We start from the raw sequence: 14268 nt of genomic DNA, 5'->3' as shown, positions 1-14268 counted from the left end.
ATAAGCGGCAGCGCCATCCGACATCGCTGGTCTACAATACCTGCTTCACGAATGCCTGAATATCGTCCAGCGCCTGCCTGCGGGCCAGCGGGGCGCTGTCGATGATCAGCTGATCGGAATAGCCGTTCAGCAGGGCGCTGATTTGCCTGGTTACCCGCCGGACGTTTGCTTCCCTGAATACTCCGCCTGCAATCCCTCTTTCAAGGATCCCTGCGAGCAGGTCATCCCACTTTTCCGTCATTTCAAGGGCGAGGTCGGCATAGGCTTTGTTGTGCACCGCCAGCCGCCATAAAGAGCCGTAAAGCTCCCAGATGGCATCGGCGCGATCCGGCAGATAGTCTTCTATAAAAACGTTAAGGGCCTGCTCCGGAGAAAGGGGCTGGGTTTTCTGGGTATAGGCCTCAAGCTCGGCGTACATAAAACGGGTGAAGGCTTCAAGGCAAAGCGTCTGCCAGTCCGGGAAATAATGATAGATGTGGCTGCGGGCAATGCCGACCTGCTCGGTGACATCGCGGGTCGTTACTTTCTCGACGCCTTTTTCGGTAAACAGCGTGATGGCCGCGTCGAGAATTTTAGCTTTGAGTTCTGTGCCTTTGTCTTTCATCCCGGCTTCTTCATTAACGTTGAGCAGACGCGCAAGATAACAATCTGACGCGCCTTTGTCATTGTCGGATGGCCGGGACTTTTGCTGGTGGCTTATCCCACCTCAGGCAGCGCGCCGGTGGCGATCAGCGCCTGAATGACAATTACCGCCACGCCGCAGGCGAAAACCAGCATCAGCAGCGGTTTGCCCCCTGCTACACGGTAGCCTCCGGCGTTATCCTGCTGCCGACTTTTCCAGACCAGCAGCGACGGCACGATCAGCGCGAGGATCGCCAGCGCCACGCCCGCATAGCCCAGCGCCATCACAAAGCCCTGCGGGTAGAAGAGCGCAAAAATCAGCGGCGGCACAAAGGTCATCAGCCCCGTCTGCATCCGCCCGGAGGCCCTGCGGTTACGCTGGAAAAGGTCGCCCAGATAGTCAAACAACCCCAGGGAGACGCCCAGGAACGAAGTTGCCAGCGCCAGGTCGGCAAACAGATGGACGGCCAGCTCAACGTGCGGCGTGGCAACGACCTGGCGTACGGCCGCCAGCAGGCCGTTCAGGCCGGAATGATCCGCCAGCAGCGAGCTGAAGACGCCGGAATCAATAGCGCCAAGCGTCGCCAGCTGCCAGAAGATGTAGGCGACCAGCGGGATGGCGCTGCCGATGATAAACACCCAGCGCAGTTTACGCATATCGCCGTTCAGGTAGCTGACGATGCTCGGCACGCTGCCGTGAAAACCGAAGGAAGTAAAGATCACCGGGATAGCGGAAAGGGCCAGGCCCTGTTCCAGGGGTAGGGTCAAAAGATTGGTGTGGTGAATATGCGGCATCATCAGCGCCAGCATAACAACCAGCAAAACGATTTTGGCGCTGAACAGCACGCGGTTAAACATATCCACCATATGGGTGCCGACGCAAACAATGCCGCCAGCAACCAGGGTGAACAGCAGCACGCCGGTTGTGGCCGGGATAGTCGTTGCTAACCATTGGCTCAGGCTGGCCGCCAACAGCTCCCCCGCGCCGCTGATATAAGCGGCGGTCAGGGCGTACATCAGGAACAGCATGCTGAAGCCGGTGAGCCACTGGCCGGGACGGCCAAGGTAGCGGCGGGCAAGGGTGCCAAGCCCGGTGTCGGCGGAGACGTGCTGATAGACCTCAACCAGCAGCAGCGCGGTATAGCACATCAGCCCCCACAGGCCCAGAAGCAGCAGCAGCGTTACGCCAAACCCAACCCCGGCGGACGCAAGCGGCATCGCCAGCATTCCTGCGCCAATGGTGGTTCCGGCAACGATAAAAATACTACCAAGAGTGCGATTCTTCACGCTTCCCTCTGAATTTATAATTTTACTCACGACATTGTGCCGCGCAGGGTAAGGGAAATCGCAAATGCCGTCAAATCTGCCTTACGGTGAGTGTAACTAAATAATTACAGTCACAGGTTGCGCGGTCGCCGAACGACGATCGTTCTGGTCGTGAACCCTGGGCCTGTGCCCCGGGCGACGAATAGCTGTTGAAAAGTTTCCATTTTATTAGAAATGAGAAAGCATTTTCATATTCAGGTAATGAAAAACACCTTTGGTTTTTATAATGCCCTTACCGCCGATTTATTAATTAAATAGCGTGGCTGGCTATCAGGTAAATATTATTAATTTTAACTATCGGCAGCATGGCGTCCTGGAAGTATTAGAGAAAATAGGCTGAAAACACTTTAATGAATGACCGCCGAAAACAATTTCTGGCTTGCTCTGTAACTAAGTGATAACTTTTTGACCGATGCCGAACTGGCATAAAACCTTTGCCTTATAACGCTTTATAAAGACGCGCAATACGAAGAAAGTATTAATTTCATTTTTTCTTGAGAATTGAAATGAGATTTTTGTGTCACGCAGCAGCAACAAATAAATGATAATGCTTATTTTATTCCGACAGAAGGATATAAGTGTCGCTATGTTTAGCATTCGATATCATACCAGTCCTGTTTATTACCTCCGGTCAGGGGCCTGCATTATTAGCGCGGCTTTTCTTATTCCGGCGTACTGCTTCGCCGCAAATACTGCCTACGACGATTTAATTATGGAGGCGCGAGGCGGTGACCGGGCGCCGTTGTTTAACTACCTGGTACAACAGGAAAAAAGCACGACCCTGACGCCCGAACAGGTGGCTGACTGGCTGCAGGTTTCCAGCTGGGCGGAGGACGATGAACAGACGCTCAGCGTCTGGCAGCGCTATCGCTACAGCATGGCTGTACCGGCTCGCGGCCAGATTGCCGTCGCCCGAACCCTGCGTAACCAGAAAAAATGGGATGACTCGCTGGCCGTATGGCAGAGCGCGCTGCGCGCCGAGCCGGGCAGCGTGGATGCCCGCAGCGGCTGGATTATGACGCTTGCCGACGCGAAACGTCATCAACAGGCGCTGACGGAGGCCAAAAGCTGGGCGCAAAGCGAGCCCGGACCGGACCGCGACGCGCTGGTTGCCTACGTGTACCACTCGCAGGGTAAAAACTGGGATGCGCTGCTGGCGGCAAGCCGGGCAGACGAGGCGGATCCCCAGAACAAAGCGACGAAATCCACGTTAGTTTCAGCATTGTCTGCCAATCGGGTTGCTGCCCCGGCGCTTGAGCTTTCCGGGAGCGATTCCGCGACCGATCCGCTGGCGCGCAGGCTGGAGCTCGACGCCGCCGCCGAGATAGTGCGCGTCGCCTTTACGCCAGCGCGCAACGAAGATGAACGTTTCCTGGTGGCCGACAAAGCCCTGGCCCGCTACGACCGGCTGATTAAGGAGTGGCAAAACGTCCCCGCCGCCCGGGCCGACCTGCGGCGAGCCAGAGTAGACCGCATGGGAGCCCTGCTGATTCGCAAGCGTACCGAAGAGGTGCTTAGCGAGTATCAGCAGCTGTCCGCGGATGGGCAGCCGGTGCCGGATTATGCCAGGCGTTGGGTTGCCACCGCCTGGCTTGTCGAGCGCCAGCCGGAGAAAGCCGAAGCGATGCTGACGGAGATTTACTCTCCTCCCGTCGGTGCTCCTGTCCCGCAGCCGACGCCTGAAGATCACCAGGAGCTTTTTTACGCGCACATCGATAGCGAAAACTTCGACGCGGCGAGAAGGCAGGTTTATGCCGTCATCAAAGACAGCCCGTACCTGCGCCGTATATACGGTTCGCCCACGCCGCAGCCTAACGACTACTGGCTGCTGGGGCAGACGCTGCTGACGCAGTACCAGGTGGCGACTAACGACCTGCCCGCAGCCGAGAAGCTTGCTGAGCATCTGGCCCGTACCGGCTCCGGTAACCAGGGGTTGCGCATCAGCTATGCCGCCATTCTTGAGGCTCGGGGGCTGCCGCGAGCGGCGGAGCGCGAGTTAAAGCTCGCTGAGGTGCTCGAACCGAGCAACCTGGAGCTTGAGCGCCAGCAGGCCTATGTCGCCCTCGACCTGCAGGAGTGGAAGCAGGCCGATGAACTGACCGACGACGTGCTGGCCCGCAGCCCGGACGATACCGCGAGTCTGCGGCTGGGACGCATCCGCGACGTGCATAAAATGTCCGAGCTGCGCATCAGCGGCTCCCAGGGAATTGCCTCTGACAGCCCCGTTTCTGGCAAGCATGATTTTACCTGGAACTCGGCGATTTATAGCCCGCCCATCAACGATAACTGGCGGCTGTTCACCGGCTTTAACTTTGCCACAGGCGAATTCGAAGAGGGCAAGGGGATTAATCGCGAGCTGGCCGCCGGGGCAGAATGGACCTCCCGAAACTTCTGGGCAGAAATGGAAGTTTCAGGCCACAACTACGGCGACGGACAGAAAATCGGTGGACGGCTTTCCGGCTGGCACGACTTTAATGATAGCTGGCGAATCGGCGGCTCCGCCGAACGCCTGTCGCAAAACACTCCGCTGCGCGCCCTGCGCAACGGGGTAAGCGCTGACGGCGGCGAGGCCTATCTTCGCTGGTACCAAAACGAAAGGCGTGAGTACCAGCTGTCTTTCGCCGCCTCGCACTTCTCTGACGGTAACGACCGCATCGAATACGGCATCAGCGGCAAAGAGCGGCTGATCACCACGCCGCGCTTCATCCTTGATTTTGTACCCGGCATCGGCGGCAGCACCAACACCAAAGAAAACGTCCCTTACTACAACCCGAAGAGCGACTTCTCGGTGGTGCCCGGCCTGAGCGCGGAACAGATTATCTATCGCCGGTACGACACCGTGTGGAAGCAGCAAATGACGGCGGGACTGGGCAGCTACTGGCAGAAGAAGCAGGGCAGCGGCGCCATTACCCAGCTCGGCTACGGCCAGCGCGTGCAGTGGAACAACGTGGTGGACGGCGGACTAATGCTGACCTGGGACAAGCGCCCGTACGACGGGAAGCGTGAGCGGAACATCGCTATCGCCTTCGATTTGAACGTCAGGTTTTAAGGAATGGATATGCTAACTAAATGGCTGCGGGCCGCACTTTTAATCGCCAGTTGGATCCTGATAACCGCCTGTGGCAATGCAGAAACGCCGCGCTACGTGCCCCCCGAACAGCGTGTGCCGTTAAACGCCGACCAGCCCTGGCAGAAGAACAGCTTTCTGGTGCTGGGCTATCACGACGTGGAGGATGAGGCAGCGGACCAGCGCTATCTGTCAGTGCGCACCAGCGCGCTCAACGACCAGATTGCCTGGCTGCGCGACAACGGCTACAACCCGGTCAGCGTACAGCAGATTCTGGATGCTCACGACGGGAAAATAACCCTGCCGGAAAAAGCCGTGCTGCTGACTTTCGACGACGGTTACAGCAGTTTCTATACCCGCGTCTGGCCGCTGCTGAAAGCTTATAACTGGCCTGCGCTGTGGGCCCCGGTGGGCAGCTGGGTCGATGCGCCAGCCGGTAAGCCGGTGGATTTCGGCGGCCTGGCCACACCGCGCAGTAAGTTTGCCACCTGGCAGATGGTGAAGGAGATGAGCGAGTCGCCGCTGGTTGAAATCGGCGCCCATACCTGGGCTTCCCACTACGGCAGCACCGCCAACCCTCAGGGCAGCCAGGAGCCAGCCGTGGCAAACCGGCTGTACAACAAGTCTACCGGCCAGTACGAAACGGACGAGCAGTTTGAAAAACGCATTACCGCAGACCTGAATCTCATTACGAATAAGATAACAAGCGTGACCGGCAAGCCGCCACGGGCCTGGGTATGGCCGTACGGTGCCGCAAGCGGCACAACGCTGCGCCTTGCCAAAGAGCACGGCTATCGCATGGCGTTTACCCTGAACGAAGGGCTTGCTAACGCCGCAAACCTGGACGATGTGCCGCGTATTCTGATTTCTAACAACCCGGGGCTGAAGCGTTTTGCGAACCAGGTCGCACAGGTTCGCGAAACAGAAACGATGCGCGTGATGCACGTGGACCTGGACTACGTCTATGACAAAGACCCGGCGCAGCAGCGCAGAAACATCGACAAGCTCATCCAGCGCGTTTTCGACATGCGCATCTCGCACGTTTTCCTGCAGGCCTATGCGGACCCGACGGGGGACGGCAACATCCACGAGCTCTATTTCCCCAACCGCTGGCTGCCGATGCGCGCCGACCTGTTTAACTTTGTCGCCTGGCAGCTTCAGACCAGGGGAGGCGTCGCCGTGTATGCCTGGATGCCGGTACTCGCCTTCGACCTGGATAATTCCATCCCGCGCGTGACCGCCTGGGATCCGAAAACCGGGCGCAGCGCGGTGGACAAGGGGCAGTACATTCGCCTTTCCCCGTGGAGCCAGCTGGCGCGACAGCGTATTACTGAAATCTATGAGGACCTGGCTAAAAACACCAACTTCAAAGGGGTGCTGTTCCATGACGATGCATTTCTGACCGACTTTGAAGATGCCTCCCCCGACGCACTGGCCGCTTATCAAGCCGCAGGCTTCCCGGCAGGCATCGAACAAATTCGCCGCGATCCGCAGACCTTCGAGCGCTGGACACGCTTCAAGAGCAGGGCGCTTATCGATTTTACCGGACAGCTTGCCCGGACGGTGAAGGCCATACGCGGGCCGCAGGTCAAAACCGCCCGTAACATCTATGCCATGCCGGTACTGGAGCCGCAAAGCGAAGCCTGGTTTGCGCAGAACCTCACCGACTTCCTGGGCGCCTACGACTGGACCGCCCCTATGGCAATGCCGCTGATGGAAAAAGTCCCGGCGGATGAGAGCAACGCCTGGCTGGACAGGCTGGTGAATGCCGTAGGCCAGCACCCTGGCGCACTGGATAAAACGGTATTTGAACTTCAGGCCCGTGACTGGCGCAAAGCCGGTGGGCAGGACGAAATCAGCGGGAAGCAGCTCGCCGACTGGATGCGCCAGCTGAAGCTGAGCGGCGCGGAAAACTACGGCTACTACCCGGACGATTTCATTAACGATAAACCCGAGATGTCGGCAATCCGGTCGACGTTCTCCTCATACTGGTATCCGCAAAAATGACCGATCGCCTTGTAGCCTTCCTCATCCTTTGCCTGATGTTTAGCCTGCCGCTGGGGATGGCGGCCGTCTTTACCGGGGAAGCGATCCTGAATTTCGTTTTCTTCTGGCCGCTGTTTATGTCCGCGCTGTGGATAAGCGGCGGGCTGTATTTTTGGTTCTACCGCGAGCGCCACTGGAAATGGGGCGAGGGCACGCCTGCGCCGACGCTTGAGGGCAACCCGCTGATCTCCATTCTGATCCCCTGCTATAACGAAGGGGATAACGCGAGAGAAACCATCGAAGCGGCCATTCGCCAGCGCTATACCAACATTGAAGTTATCGCCATTAACGACGGTTCTAAGGACAACACCGGCGAGGTGCTTGACCAGCTGGCAAACGAACATCCCCGGCTGCGCGTCATTCACCTGGCGGAAAATCAGGGTAAAGCTGTGGCGCTTAAAACCGGGGCCGCCGCCGCGCGCAGCGACTTCCTGGTCTGTATCGACGGTGACGCGCTGCTGGATAAAGACGCGGCAGCTTATATGGTTGCGCCGCTGCTGCAGTATCCCCGCGTCGGGGCCGTGACCGGCAACCCGCGTATCAGGACGCGTTCAACGCTTATCGGTCGGGTGCAGGTCGGCGAGTTTACGTCGATTATCGGGCTCATCAAGCGCACCCAGCGCATTTACGGGCAGGTGTTTACCGTCTCGGGGGTGATCGCCGCCTTCCGCCGTCGGGCGCTGTCGGAGGTGGGCTACTGGAGTCCCGATATGATAACCGAGGATATCGACATCAGCTGGAAGCTGCAGCTGCGGCACTGGTCGGTCTTCTTTGAGCCACGGGCGCTGTGCTGGATATTGATGCCCGAGACGCTAAAAGGGCTGTGGAAGCAGCGTCTGCGCTGGGCGCAGGGAGGCGCAGAGGTGTTTATCGTCAATATGCGCCGCCTGTGGGCGTGGGAGTACCGCCGCATGTGGCCATTGTTCATTGAGTTCTGCCTGTCGACCGCATGGGCGTTCGCCTACGCGGTGAGCATCCTGCTGTTTGTGGCTGGCCTGCTCGTGCCGCTGCCGACTTCGCTGCACGTTGCCCATCTGTTTCCGCCCGCGTTTACCGGGCTGATGCTGGGCGTGGTATGCCTGCTGCAGTTTATGGTCAGCCTGGTGATTGAAAGGCGCTACGAGAAGGGCATTGCCGCCTCGCTGTTCTGGATAATCTGGTTCCCGGTGGTTTACTGGATGCTTAGCCTGTTCACCACGCTTGTGGCATTTCCGAAAGTCATGCTCAGAAGCCAGCGCACAAGGGCGCGCTGGGTCAGCCCGGACCGCGGTATTGGGAGGATCAAACCATGAATCAACCGCTGATTTTTACCGAACGACGCTCGCTCCCCAGAATACTGGATACGCTGCTGACGCTGATTGCCTGGTTCGGCTTTAGCTATCTTATCTACAACGGCCTGATGACCGCCCTGGCCCATTCGCCGTTCCTGGGCATCCGGCCGTTCTTCTCGACGCTGGATACGGTGACGATTTATGCCGCCATCGGCATGCTTAACGGCCTGGTCCTGATTGCGTGGGCAAAGTACAACCAGCGTCGCTTCCGGGGTGTCGAACGGCGCAGCCGCAGGCCGGGGCTTGAGGAGAACGAGCTGGCCGCCAGCCTGCACATTACGTCCGGACTTGCCCTTGAGCTGAACAAAGGCCGGGTGCTGACCGTTTTCCATCATGACAATGGCGAAATAGACAGGGTCGAAGTGGCAAGGAACATCCTCGACAATCTGCTGCCGCCTCCGGCGGGGCAGCAGCTGATAAACTCTTTTAACAATGTGTCTGCTAAGCAACCGGTTCTTTACTAACCTTTACAGCACATTCACTGTAAGGCAGGAGAAGGACATGCAGACGTACCCCCGCTACAGGCGCCCGGCATTTGCCGTGGCGCTCTATGAACTCTTAAATCCTGTACCCCTCGGTTTCTTTGTCGCGGCCTGGGTCTTCGACATCGTCTACATGAAAACCTTTACGCAAACCTGGACCGACGCGGCTAACTGGCTGATTGTCCTCGGCCTGCTGATTGCCGTTATTCCGCGTCTGACTGGCGTGGTCTGGCTGTGCGGCGGAAAACGTTACCCTGTCACCTCAGCGTTTAAAACGCACTTCTGGCTGAACCTGCTGGCGATGGTGCTGGCCATTTTTAACGCCTTCATTCACAGCCGTGACGCGTACGGCGTGGTGCCGATGGGCGCAATCCTTTCAACGCTGGTTGTGGTACTGCTGCTGCTGGCAAACGTTCAGCTTGCGCTGCGCGAGCGGGTCATTCAGGGAGAGATCGGGCATGAAATATAATCAAATAATGCTCGCCATCGCCCTGACGGCGGCGCTGAGCGGCTGCGATGACAGCTCGCAAATCGACCCGCAAAAGCAGATCGGCGCGAACCCTGAACTGCCCAAAGCGCAGAACTTTTTGCTACCGCCGATGAAGGTGCCGGAAGGCGTGGCCTGGAAAGAGGGCGAAACGCCAAAAGTGGCGCAGGGGCTGAAGATTGAAAAGATCGCGGGGGATTTGAAGCATCCTCGCCAGGTGTACGTTCTGCCGAACAACGACATCCTGGTTGCGGAGGCAAACGGACCTGCAAAAAAAGCCCCGGCGCGCCCGAAAGAAGTCATCATGAGCCTGGTGCAGAAATCATCCGGTAAAGGTGGCGACGGCGGCAATCGCATCACGCTGCTGCGTAACGTCGGCGGGAAGTGGGAAAAGCACATTTTCATCGAGCGCCTTAATTCGCCGTTTGGTATGCAGCTTATCGGCAATACGCTGTGGGTGGCGAACGCCGATAGCCTGGTGAAATACCCATATCAGGAGGGGCAGACGGAGATCCGCGCACCGGGTGAAGTGGTAACGGAACTGCCGGGCGGCCCGATTAACCACCACTGGACAAAAGCGCTGCTTGCCAGCCCTGACGGCAGCAGGCTGTACGTTGGCGTTGGCTCCAACAGCAATATCACCGAAAACGGCATTGGCGCGGAGTACCGCCGGGCGGCCATCCTTGAAGTAGATGCGGCAAGCGGGGCCAGCCGGATCTTTGCGAGCGGGCTGCGTAACCCAACGGGCCTGCAGTGGGAGCCGAAAAGCGGCAAACTCTGGGCCATTGTCAACGAACGGGACGAAATTGGCTCCGATCTGGTGCCGGATTATCTGACGTCGGTAGTAGACAAAGGGTTCTACGGCTGGCCGTACAGCTACTTTGGCCAGCACGTCGATGAGCGGGTGCAGCCGCCACGCCCGGATCTGGTCGAGAAAGCCATCAAGCCGGATTACGCGCTAAGTTCACACGTTGCACCGCTGGGCCTGCTTTTCTACACCGGAGACAATATGCCGCAGTATCGCGACGGCGCGTTCGTCAGCGAGCACGGCAGCTGGAACCGCAAGCCGCTCAACGGTTATCAGGTCACCTGGGTTAAGTTCGAGAACGGCAAACCCGTTGGTTTACCCCAGCCCTTCGTGACCGGCTTCTTAACCGACGACCAGAAGCAGGTGCGGGGCCTGCCGGTTGGCCTGGCGATGGATAAAAAGGGCGGGGTGCTGATTGCCGATGACGCCGGGAACACCGTCTGGCGGGTAAGCGCAGCGCAGTAAGCTTTACCCGGCCTGGCGGAGTATTCCCCCAGGCCTAAATTACGCGATGCAAATATCGCCGCCGCTGCGTTAAATCTGACGGCCAGTGGGGCCGGAAAATAATCAGATTATACGTAGCGGCGTCATATCAGGATAAATACATTCTATTCAATGAGATAGATGCAGTTAACTTCCCCAGCGGCTGCGAAGATAGTTAACGGCATCCCGCGTCTGGGGCTGATTAAGATAGTTTTCTCTGAACAAAATGGTTCCGCTGATCTGCGGCGTAGACGCATTCAGATCGAGCTGTTTTTTCAGCTCCGGCACGCCGCCGCCAACCGTCCAGTCCGGCTCCATCTTTGAAGGCTCGCCCACTTTATAGAGCGCAACGCCGATATACAGGCGCGTGTGCGTGGGTTTCACTACGTCTGCCCACCATTTCGCCAGTACGTCATAGCGGGCCGCTTTGCGGGAGAAAGGCCAGTAAACCTGGGGAGCAATATAGTCCAGCAGCCCCTGCTGTACCCACTGACGGGTATCGGCGTAGGCTTCATCATAGGCCGCGGCGCCGCGCGTGTCGGAACCCGCTGAATCCTGAGAAAGATTTCGCCACACTCCGGCAGGGCTGACGCCGAATTCGACGCCGGGTTTGAGCTGCTTGATTGTTCGGGACACCTGTTCAATCAGCTGCTGTGTATTATGCCGACGCCAGTCGGCTTTCGAATGGTAGCCTTTGCCATATTTGATAAACGTCTGGCTGTCGTTAAGCGCGGAGCCTGCCGATTCAGCGTAGAAATAGTCATCAAACTGCACGCCATCAACGGGATAATTGGTTACCACCTCGGCAACGATACTGGTTATCCAGTCCCGCGCTTCGGGAATGCCGGGGTCGAGCACGAACCGATCGCTTGCGGTGCGGATCCAGTCACGATGCAGAACAAAGACGCTGGCCGGATCTAACGACAGCGTGCGGTTAAGTTCGCTAACGGTAGAGGGTTTGGTATTGGTAGAAACGCGATAGGGATTAAACCAGGCGTGGACCTTCATGCCGCGCTTGTGCGCTTCGTCGAGCATAAACTTCAGCGGATCGTAACCCGGATCCTCGCCGATTTTACCCGTCATCATGTCCGACCATGGCAAAATCTTTGACGCCCAGAGGGCTGTGCCATCAGGCTTCACCTGGAAAAATACGGTGTTGATGCCGAGGCTTTTCAGATTATCCAGCTTCAGCCGCAGCGCCTGCTGCTGCTGGCTGATGCGCAGGGCGGGGCTGCTGTTCACCGAGGCTACCGGCGGCCAGTCCAGCCGCGAAACCGTGGTCAGCCATACGCCGCGCATTTCCTGATTTTGCTGAGGTCTGGCAGGCAACGAGGGCTTGCCCGCAACAGGCGTGACGAGGGATTTCGGCGGCTCCGAAGAGCAGCTGGCAAGTAACAGAGCACCGGCAACGAGCGCGCCGAGTTTTGATACGGTTTGAAAGCTGAGTGAATGGCTGATGGTCTGCTCCAGGGGCTGGTCGTCGCTTGGGAAGTCACAGCATTTTCTTACGCCCCTGATATATGTCAACGGCTCAGGGGTTTAAAGTTACACCCGCAGGCCTAATCAGAGGGGTTTTAGGAATTAAGGCTCGTCCGGCAGGCCATACACCTGCAGGCTATAGCCGCCGCGTTTGAAATCGATAAACTTGTCGGTTTTCAGCGACGAGATAATATTCAGAATGCTGCTGCGCGACAGTCCTGTCCGTTCCTGAATGTAGCTCAGGATATTCACACGCTCTTTGGTCTCTTCCGGCAGGCGGTTAAGCTCCTGCAGGTAATAACAGACGACGGGGAACGTGCGCTGATTAACAATTTGCAGGTCCCGGTACAGCATGGTGTTAGTGTGAAAGGACAGTACTTCCGCTACATCCCGCCAGAGCGCATGTCTTTCCATGGCCTGCTCGACTTTATGATTCTCAATTGCCGAGATTAAACATCTGGTTTCAGCCCGAAGGATGTTGCCTCTTAGCGGGTAGAACATCTCGGAAAACCCAAAGATATGCGGTTCGGTGACCGTTCCAACCAGTATCCCATCCGTTATCCGCGAAATGGACAGTTCCCCTTCAAGAAAAACGTACACCGAGGGTTTACCGCCGTTATCCCACGTTAACCGCTTGCGGGCGCTTATCTCGATGGTTTTCCCCAGCGGAGTGAGAACGGAAATTAAACGAGCCATGGCGGCGGCAGGTCTTTCGGGAGGTTCGATCATCAATCACCTGAAAAAATAAATATTGATAGCAGTTTAAACGCAAAAAGCCCTTCACGCTTGTTTATGAAGGGCAGGGAGTTTGTAGCCGAAGAAGCTAAATAATTATTTAACGACTTCCAGCGTTGGCATCGGATACTTGCCGTCCAGAATCTGTTTGTCCGGCCCATAAAGACGCATGATGATGTAGGCATCTTTTTCCGGGATCGGCAGCCAGTTAGGATTGTTGGCATCGCCTTTGGCGCTGAGATCGATGGTATACATGCCGTCTGGTCCCGGCTTAAGCGTGCGGTCGCCGCGGCTGTGACGGTTGATCTCGTTGTGAGCCATCAGCATGTTATCGGTACCGTAAACGGTAAAGGACCAGAACTGGCTGACGTTCGGCGCCTTAAAGTGCATGCGGTATTTTTTACCGTTTGCGCCGTTAATACTCTGGCCGTCGGCACCTTTAAGCGCCTGAAGATAGACGGACTCTTCCGGTGGCAGACCCCACTGGCCAATCAGCGTCCCTTCAGCGAACATATCACGCTTCTGGTTTTGCAGCTCAGCGCGGGTACCCAGCAGGCCCGTTGAGGTTGTCATTTTCGGAAGCAGCGCCTTCAGATGTGCAGAGCCCAGCTCTTCGCCTTTCTTCGCTGCCGCCAGCTGTTCGTTGGTGAAGTCGGTTTTACATGGCGCCACCCCGACTTCTTTATACTGCTCAATCCACTTCTTGTCCGCAGTTGCCATATCGCCTTCGCACAGGACGAAGTTCACGCGCTGCATCCAGTTGGTTTTCGCCGGGTCTGGCCACTGGTGAACTGTCGCTTTTGGACCTGGCTGACCCAGGTAGGCCGACAGGGTGCGGACATTCCAGTCGTCCATGAAGTTAAGCGCGGTTTTGGTGTCTTCCTGGCTTGTTGCCATGATACGGCCCATCACCTTAAGGATGTCTGAGTCCACGCGAATAACTTCGGTAACGCTTGCCGGGACTTCACCTTTCCAGGTGCGGGAGGCAAACATAAAGTGACCGCCTTTTGTCCCACGGGTGCGCGATCCAATCATTGACGTGGTGTAGTGGCCCATATCCATGGTGTGCAGGATCCAGTAGCGCCCCTTGTCCATGTCAGGCACGCTGATAATGACCGGTTCGGCGCTGACGTCTAACCAGCCCTGGAGGTGCAGGGTATCGTTATTGATGGTCGGATGATCCGTATAGGTATCATCAGCGAGATGGCGGATGTTCTGGAAACGGTTCATCGGGGTGTCAGTCTTGACTGCAGTTTCATAAAAGAACTTGTAGGCCTCATCCATGGAATAACCATAGACGTAGGCGTCCTGCGCAACACGATCGCTAATGTTCGCCAGCGCGGGCAACGCAACGCTGCCTAGCGCTGCGGCCAGTAATAATTTTTTCATAACTGCTCCATTAA

11 protein-coding genes are annotated in these 14268 nt (G+C 57.3%); 6 read left to right on the top strand and 5 right to left on the bottom strand.

What is annotated here, in order from left to right:
• Window positions 1–31 precede the first annotated feature (31 nt).
• Window positions 32–604 carry a TetR/AcrR family transcriptional regulator gene (locus tag AAE045_RS06205; protein ID WP_455546955.1) on the bottom strand — a complete coding sequence of 191 codons (573 nt, stop codon included), beginning with the start codon at window positions 602–604 and terminating at the stop codon, window positions 32–34.
• Between the two features lie 92 nt (window positions 605–696).
• Complete coding sequence (gene tyrP / locus AAE045_RS06200) at window positions 697–1908, bottom strand: tyrosine transporter TyrP (protein WP_455546954.1); 1212 nt, start codon at window positions 1906–1908, stop codon at window positions 697–699.
• Between the two features lie 625 nt (window positions 1909–2533).
• Between tyrP and pgaA the strand changes: the two genes are divergently transcribed.
• The 6 genes from pgaA to AAE045_RS06170 are packed head-to-tail and all read left to right on the top strand — an operon-like array spanning window position 2534 to window position 10633.
• On the top strand, window positions 2534–4996 hold the full coding sequence (pgaA, locus tag AAE045_RS06195; RefSeq protein ID WP_455546953.1) for a poly-beta-1,6 N-acetyl-D-glucosamine export porin PgaA: 2463 nt from the start codon (window positions 2534–2536) through the stop codon (window positions 4994–4996).
• Between the two features lie 9 nt (window positions 4997–5005).
• Window positions 5006–7021: a poly-beta-1,6-N-acetyl-D-glucosamine N-deacetylase PgaB gene (pgaB, locus tag AAE045_RS06190; RefSeq protein ID WP_455546952.1), complete on the top strand. Its 2016-nt coding sequence runs from the start codon at window positions 5006–5008 to the stop codon at window positions 7019–7021.
• On the top strand, window positions 7018–8352 hold the full coding sequence (pgaC, locus tag AAE045_RS06185; protein WP_455546951.1) for a poly-beta-1,6-N-acetyl-D-glucosamine synthase: 1335 nt from the start codon (window positions 7018–7020) through the stop codon (window positions 8350–8352). Before pgaB ends, pgaC begins: the two co-directional genes overlap by 4 nt.
• Complete coding sequence (pgaD, locus tag AAE045_RS06180; RefSeq protein WP_455546950.1) at window positions 8349–8855, top strand: poly-beta-1,6-N-acetyl-D-glucosamine biosynthesis protein PgaD; 507 nt, start codon at window positions 8349–8351, stop codon at window positions 8853–8855. Before pgaC ends, pgaD begins: the two co-directional genes overlap by 4 nt.
• A gap of 37 nt (window positions 8856–8892) precedes the next feature.
• Window positions 8893–9342: a DUF2231 domain-containing protein gene (locus AAE045_RS06175; RefSeq protein ID WP_455546949.1), complete on the top strand. Its 450-nt coding sequence runs from the start codon at window positions 8893–8895 to the stop codon at window positions 9340–9342.
• Entirely contained in the window at window positions 9332–10633 is a 1302-nt protein-coding gene (locus AAE045_RS06170) for a PQQ-dependent sugar dehydrogenase (protein WP_455546948.1), read from the top strand. Before AAE045_RS06175 ends, AAE045_RS06170 begins: the two co-directional genes overlap by 11 nt.
• Before the next feature lie 165 nt (window positions 10634–10798).
• Here AAE045_RS06170 and AAE045_RS06165 read toward each other — a convergent pair whose 3' ends face one another.
• From AAE045_RS06165 to AAE045_RS06155, 3 genes are all read right to left on the bottom strand, one after another.
• A complete protein-coding gene (locus tag AAE045_RS06165; RefSeq protein WP_455547173.1) occupies window positions 10799–12109 on the bottom strand; it encodes a glycoside hydrolase family 10 protein in 1311 nt (436 codons plus the stop codon).
• A gap of 123 nt (window positions 12110–12232) precedes the next feature.
• Window positions 12233–12859, bottom strand: a complete 627-nt coding sequence (locus tag AAE045_RS06160; protein ID WP_455546947.1) for a helix-turn-helix domain-containing protein — start codon at window positions 12857–12859, stop codon at window positions 12233–12235.
• Between the two features lie 102 nt (window positions 12860–12961).
• The gene (locus tag AAE045_RS06155; protein ID WP_455546946.1) at window positions 12962–14254 is read right to left on the bottom strand and encodes a DUF1254 domain-containing protein; all 1293 of its coding nucleotides are present in this window, start codon (window positions 14252–14254) and stop codon (window positions 12962–12964) included.
• Between the last annotated feature and the right edge of the window lie 14 nt (window positions 14255–14268).

Source organism: Dryocola clanedunensis (assembly GCF_038405435.1).
GTDB lineage: Bacteria > Pseudomonadota > Gammaproteobacteria > Enterobacterales > Enterobacteriaceae > Dryocola > Dryocola clanedunensis_A.
The sequence above is the reverse complement of the archived record's forward strand: the minus strand, read 5'-3'. Positions and strand labels throughout refer to the sequence as shown.

Coding starts and splice junctions, on each gene's coding strand:
- AAE045_RS06155 (WP_455546946.1), bottom strand. CDS start 14,254: ATGAAAAAATTATTACTGGCCGCAGCGCTAGGCAGCGTTGCGTTGCCC.
- AAE045_RS06160 (WP_455546947.1), bottom strand. CDS start 12,859: ATGATCGAACCTCCCGAAAGACCTGCCGCCGCCATGGCTCGTTTAATT.
- pgaC (WP_455546951.1), top strand. CDS start 7,018: ATGACCGATCGCCTTGTAGCCTTCCTCATCCTTTGCCTGATGTTTAGC.
- AAE045_RS06175 (WP_455546949.1), top strand. CDS start 8,893: ATGCAGACGTACCCCCGCTACAGGCGCCCGGCATTTGCCGTGGCGCTC.
- pgaD (WP_455546950.1), top strand. CDS start 8,349: ATGAATCAACCGCTGATTTTTACCGAACGACGCTCGCTCCCCAGAATA.
- AAE045_RS06205 (WP_455546955.1), bottom strand. CDS start 604: ATGAAAGACAAAGGCACAGAACTCAAAGCTAAAATTCTCGACGCGGCC.
- pgaA (WP_455546953.1), top strand. CDS start 2,534: ATGTTTAGCATTCGATATCATACCAGTCCTGTTTATTACCTCCGGTCA.
- pgaB (WP_455546952.1), top strand. CDS start 5,006: ATGCTAACTAAATGGCTGCGGGCCGCACTTTTAATCGCCAGTTGGATC.
- AAE045_RS06170 (WP_455546948.1), top strand. CDS start 9,332: ATGAAATATAATCAAATAATGCTCGCCATCGCCCTGACGGCGGCGCTG.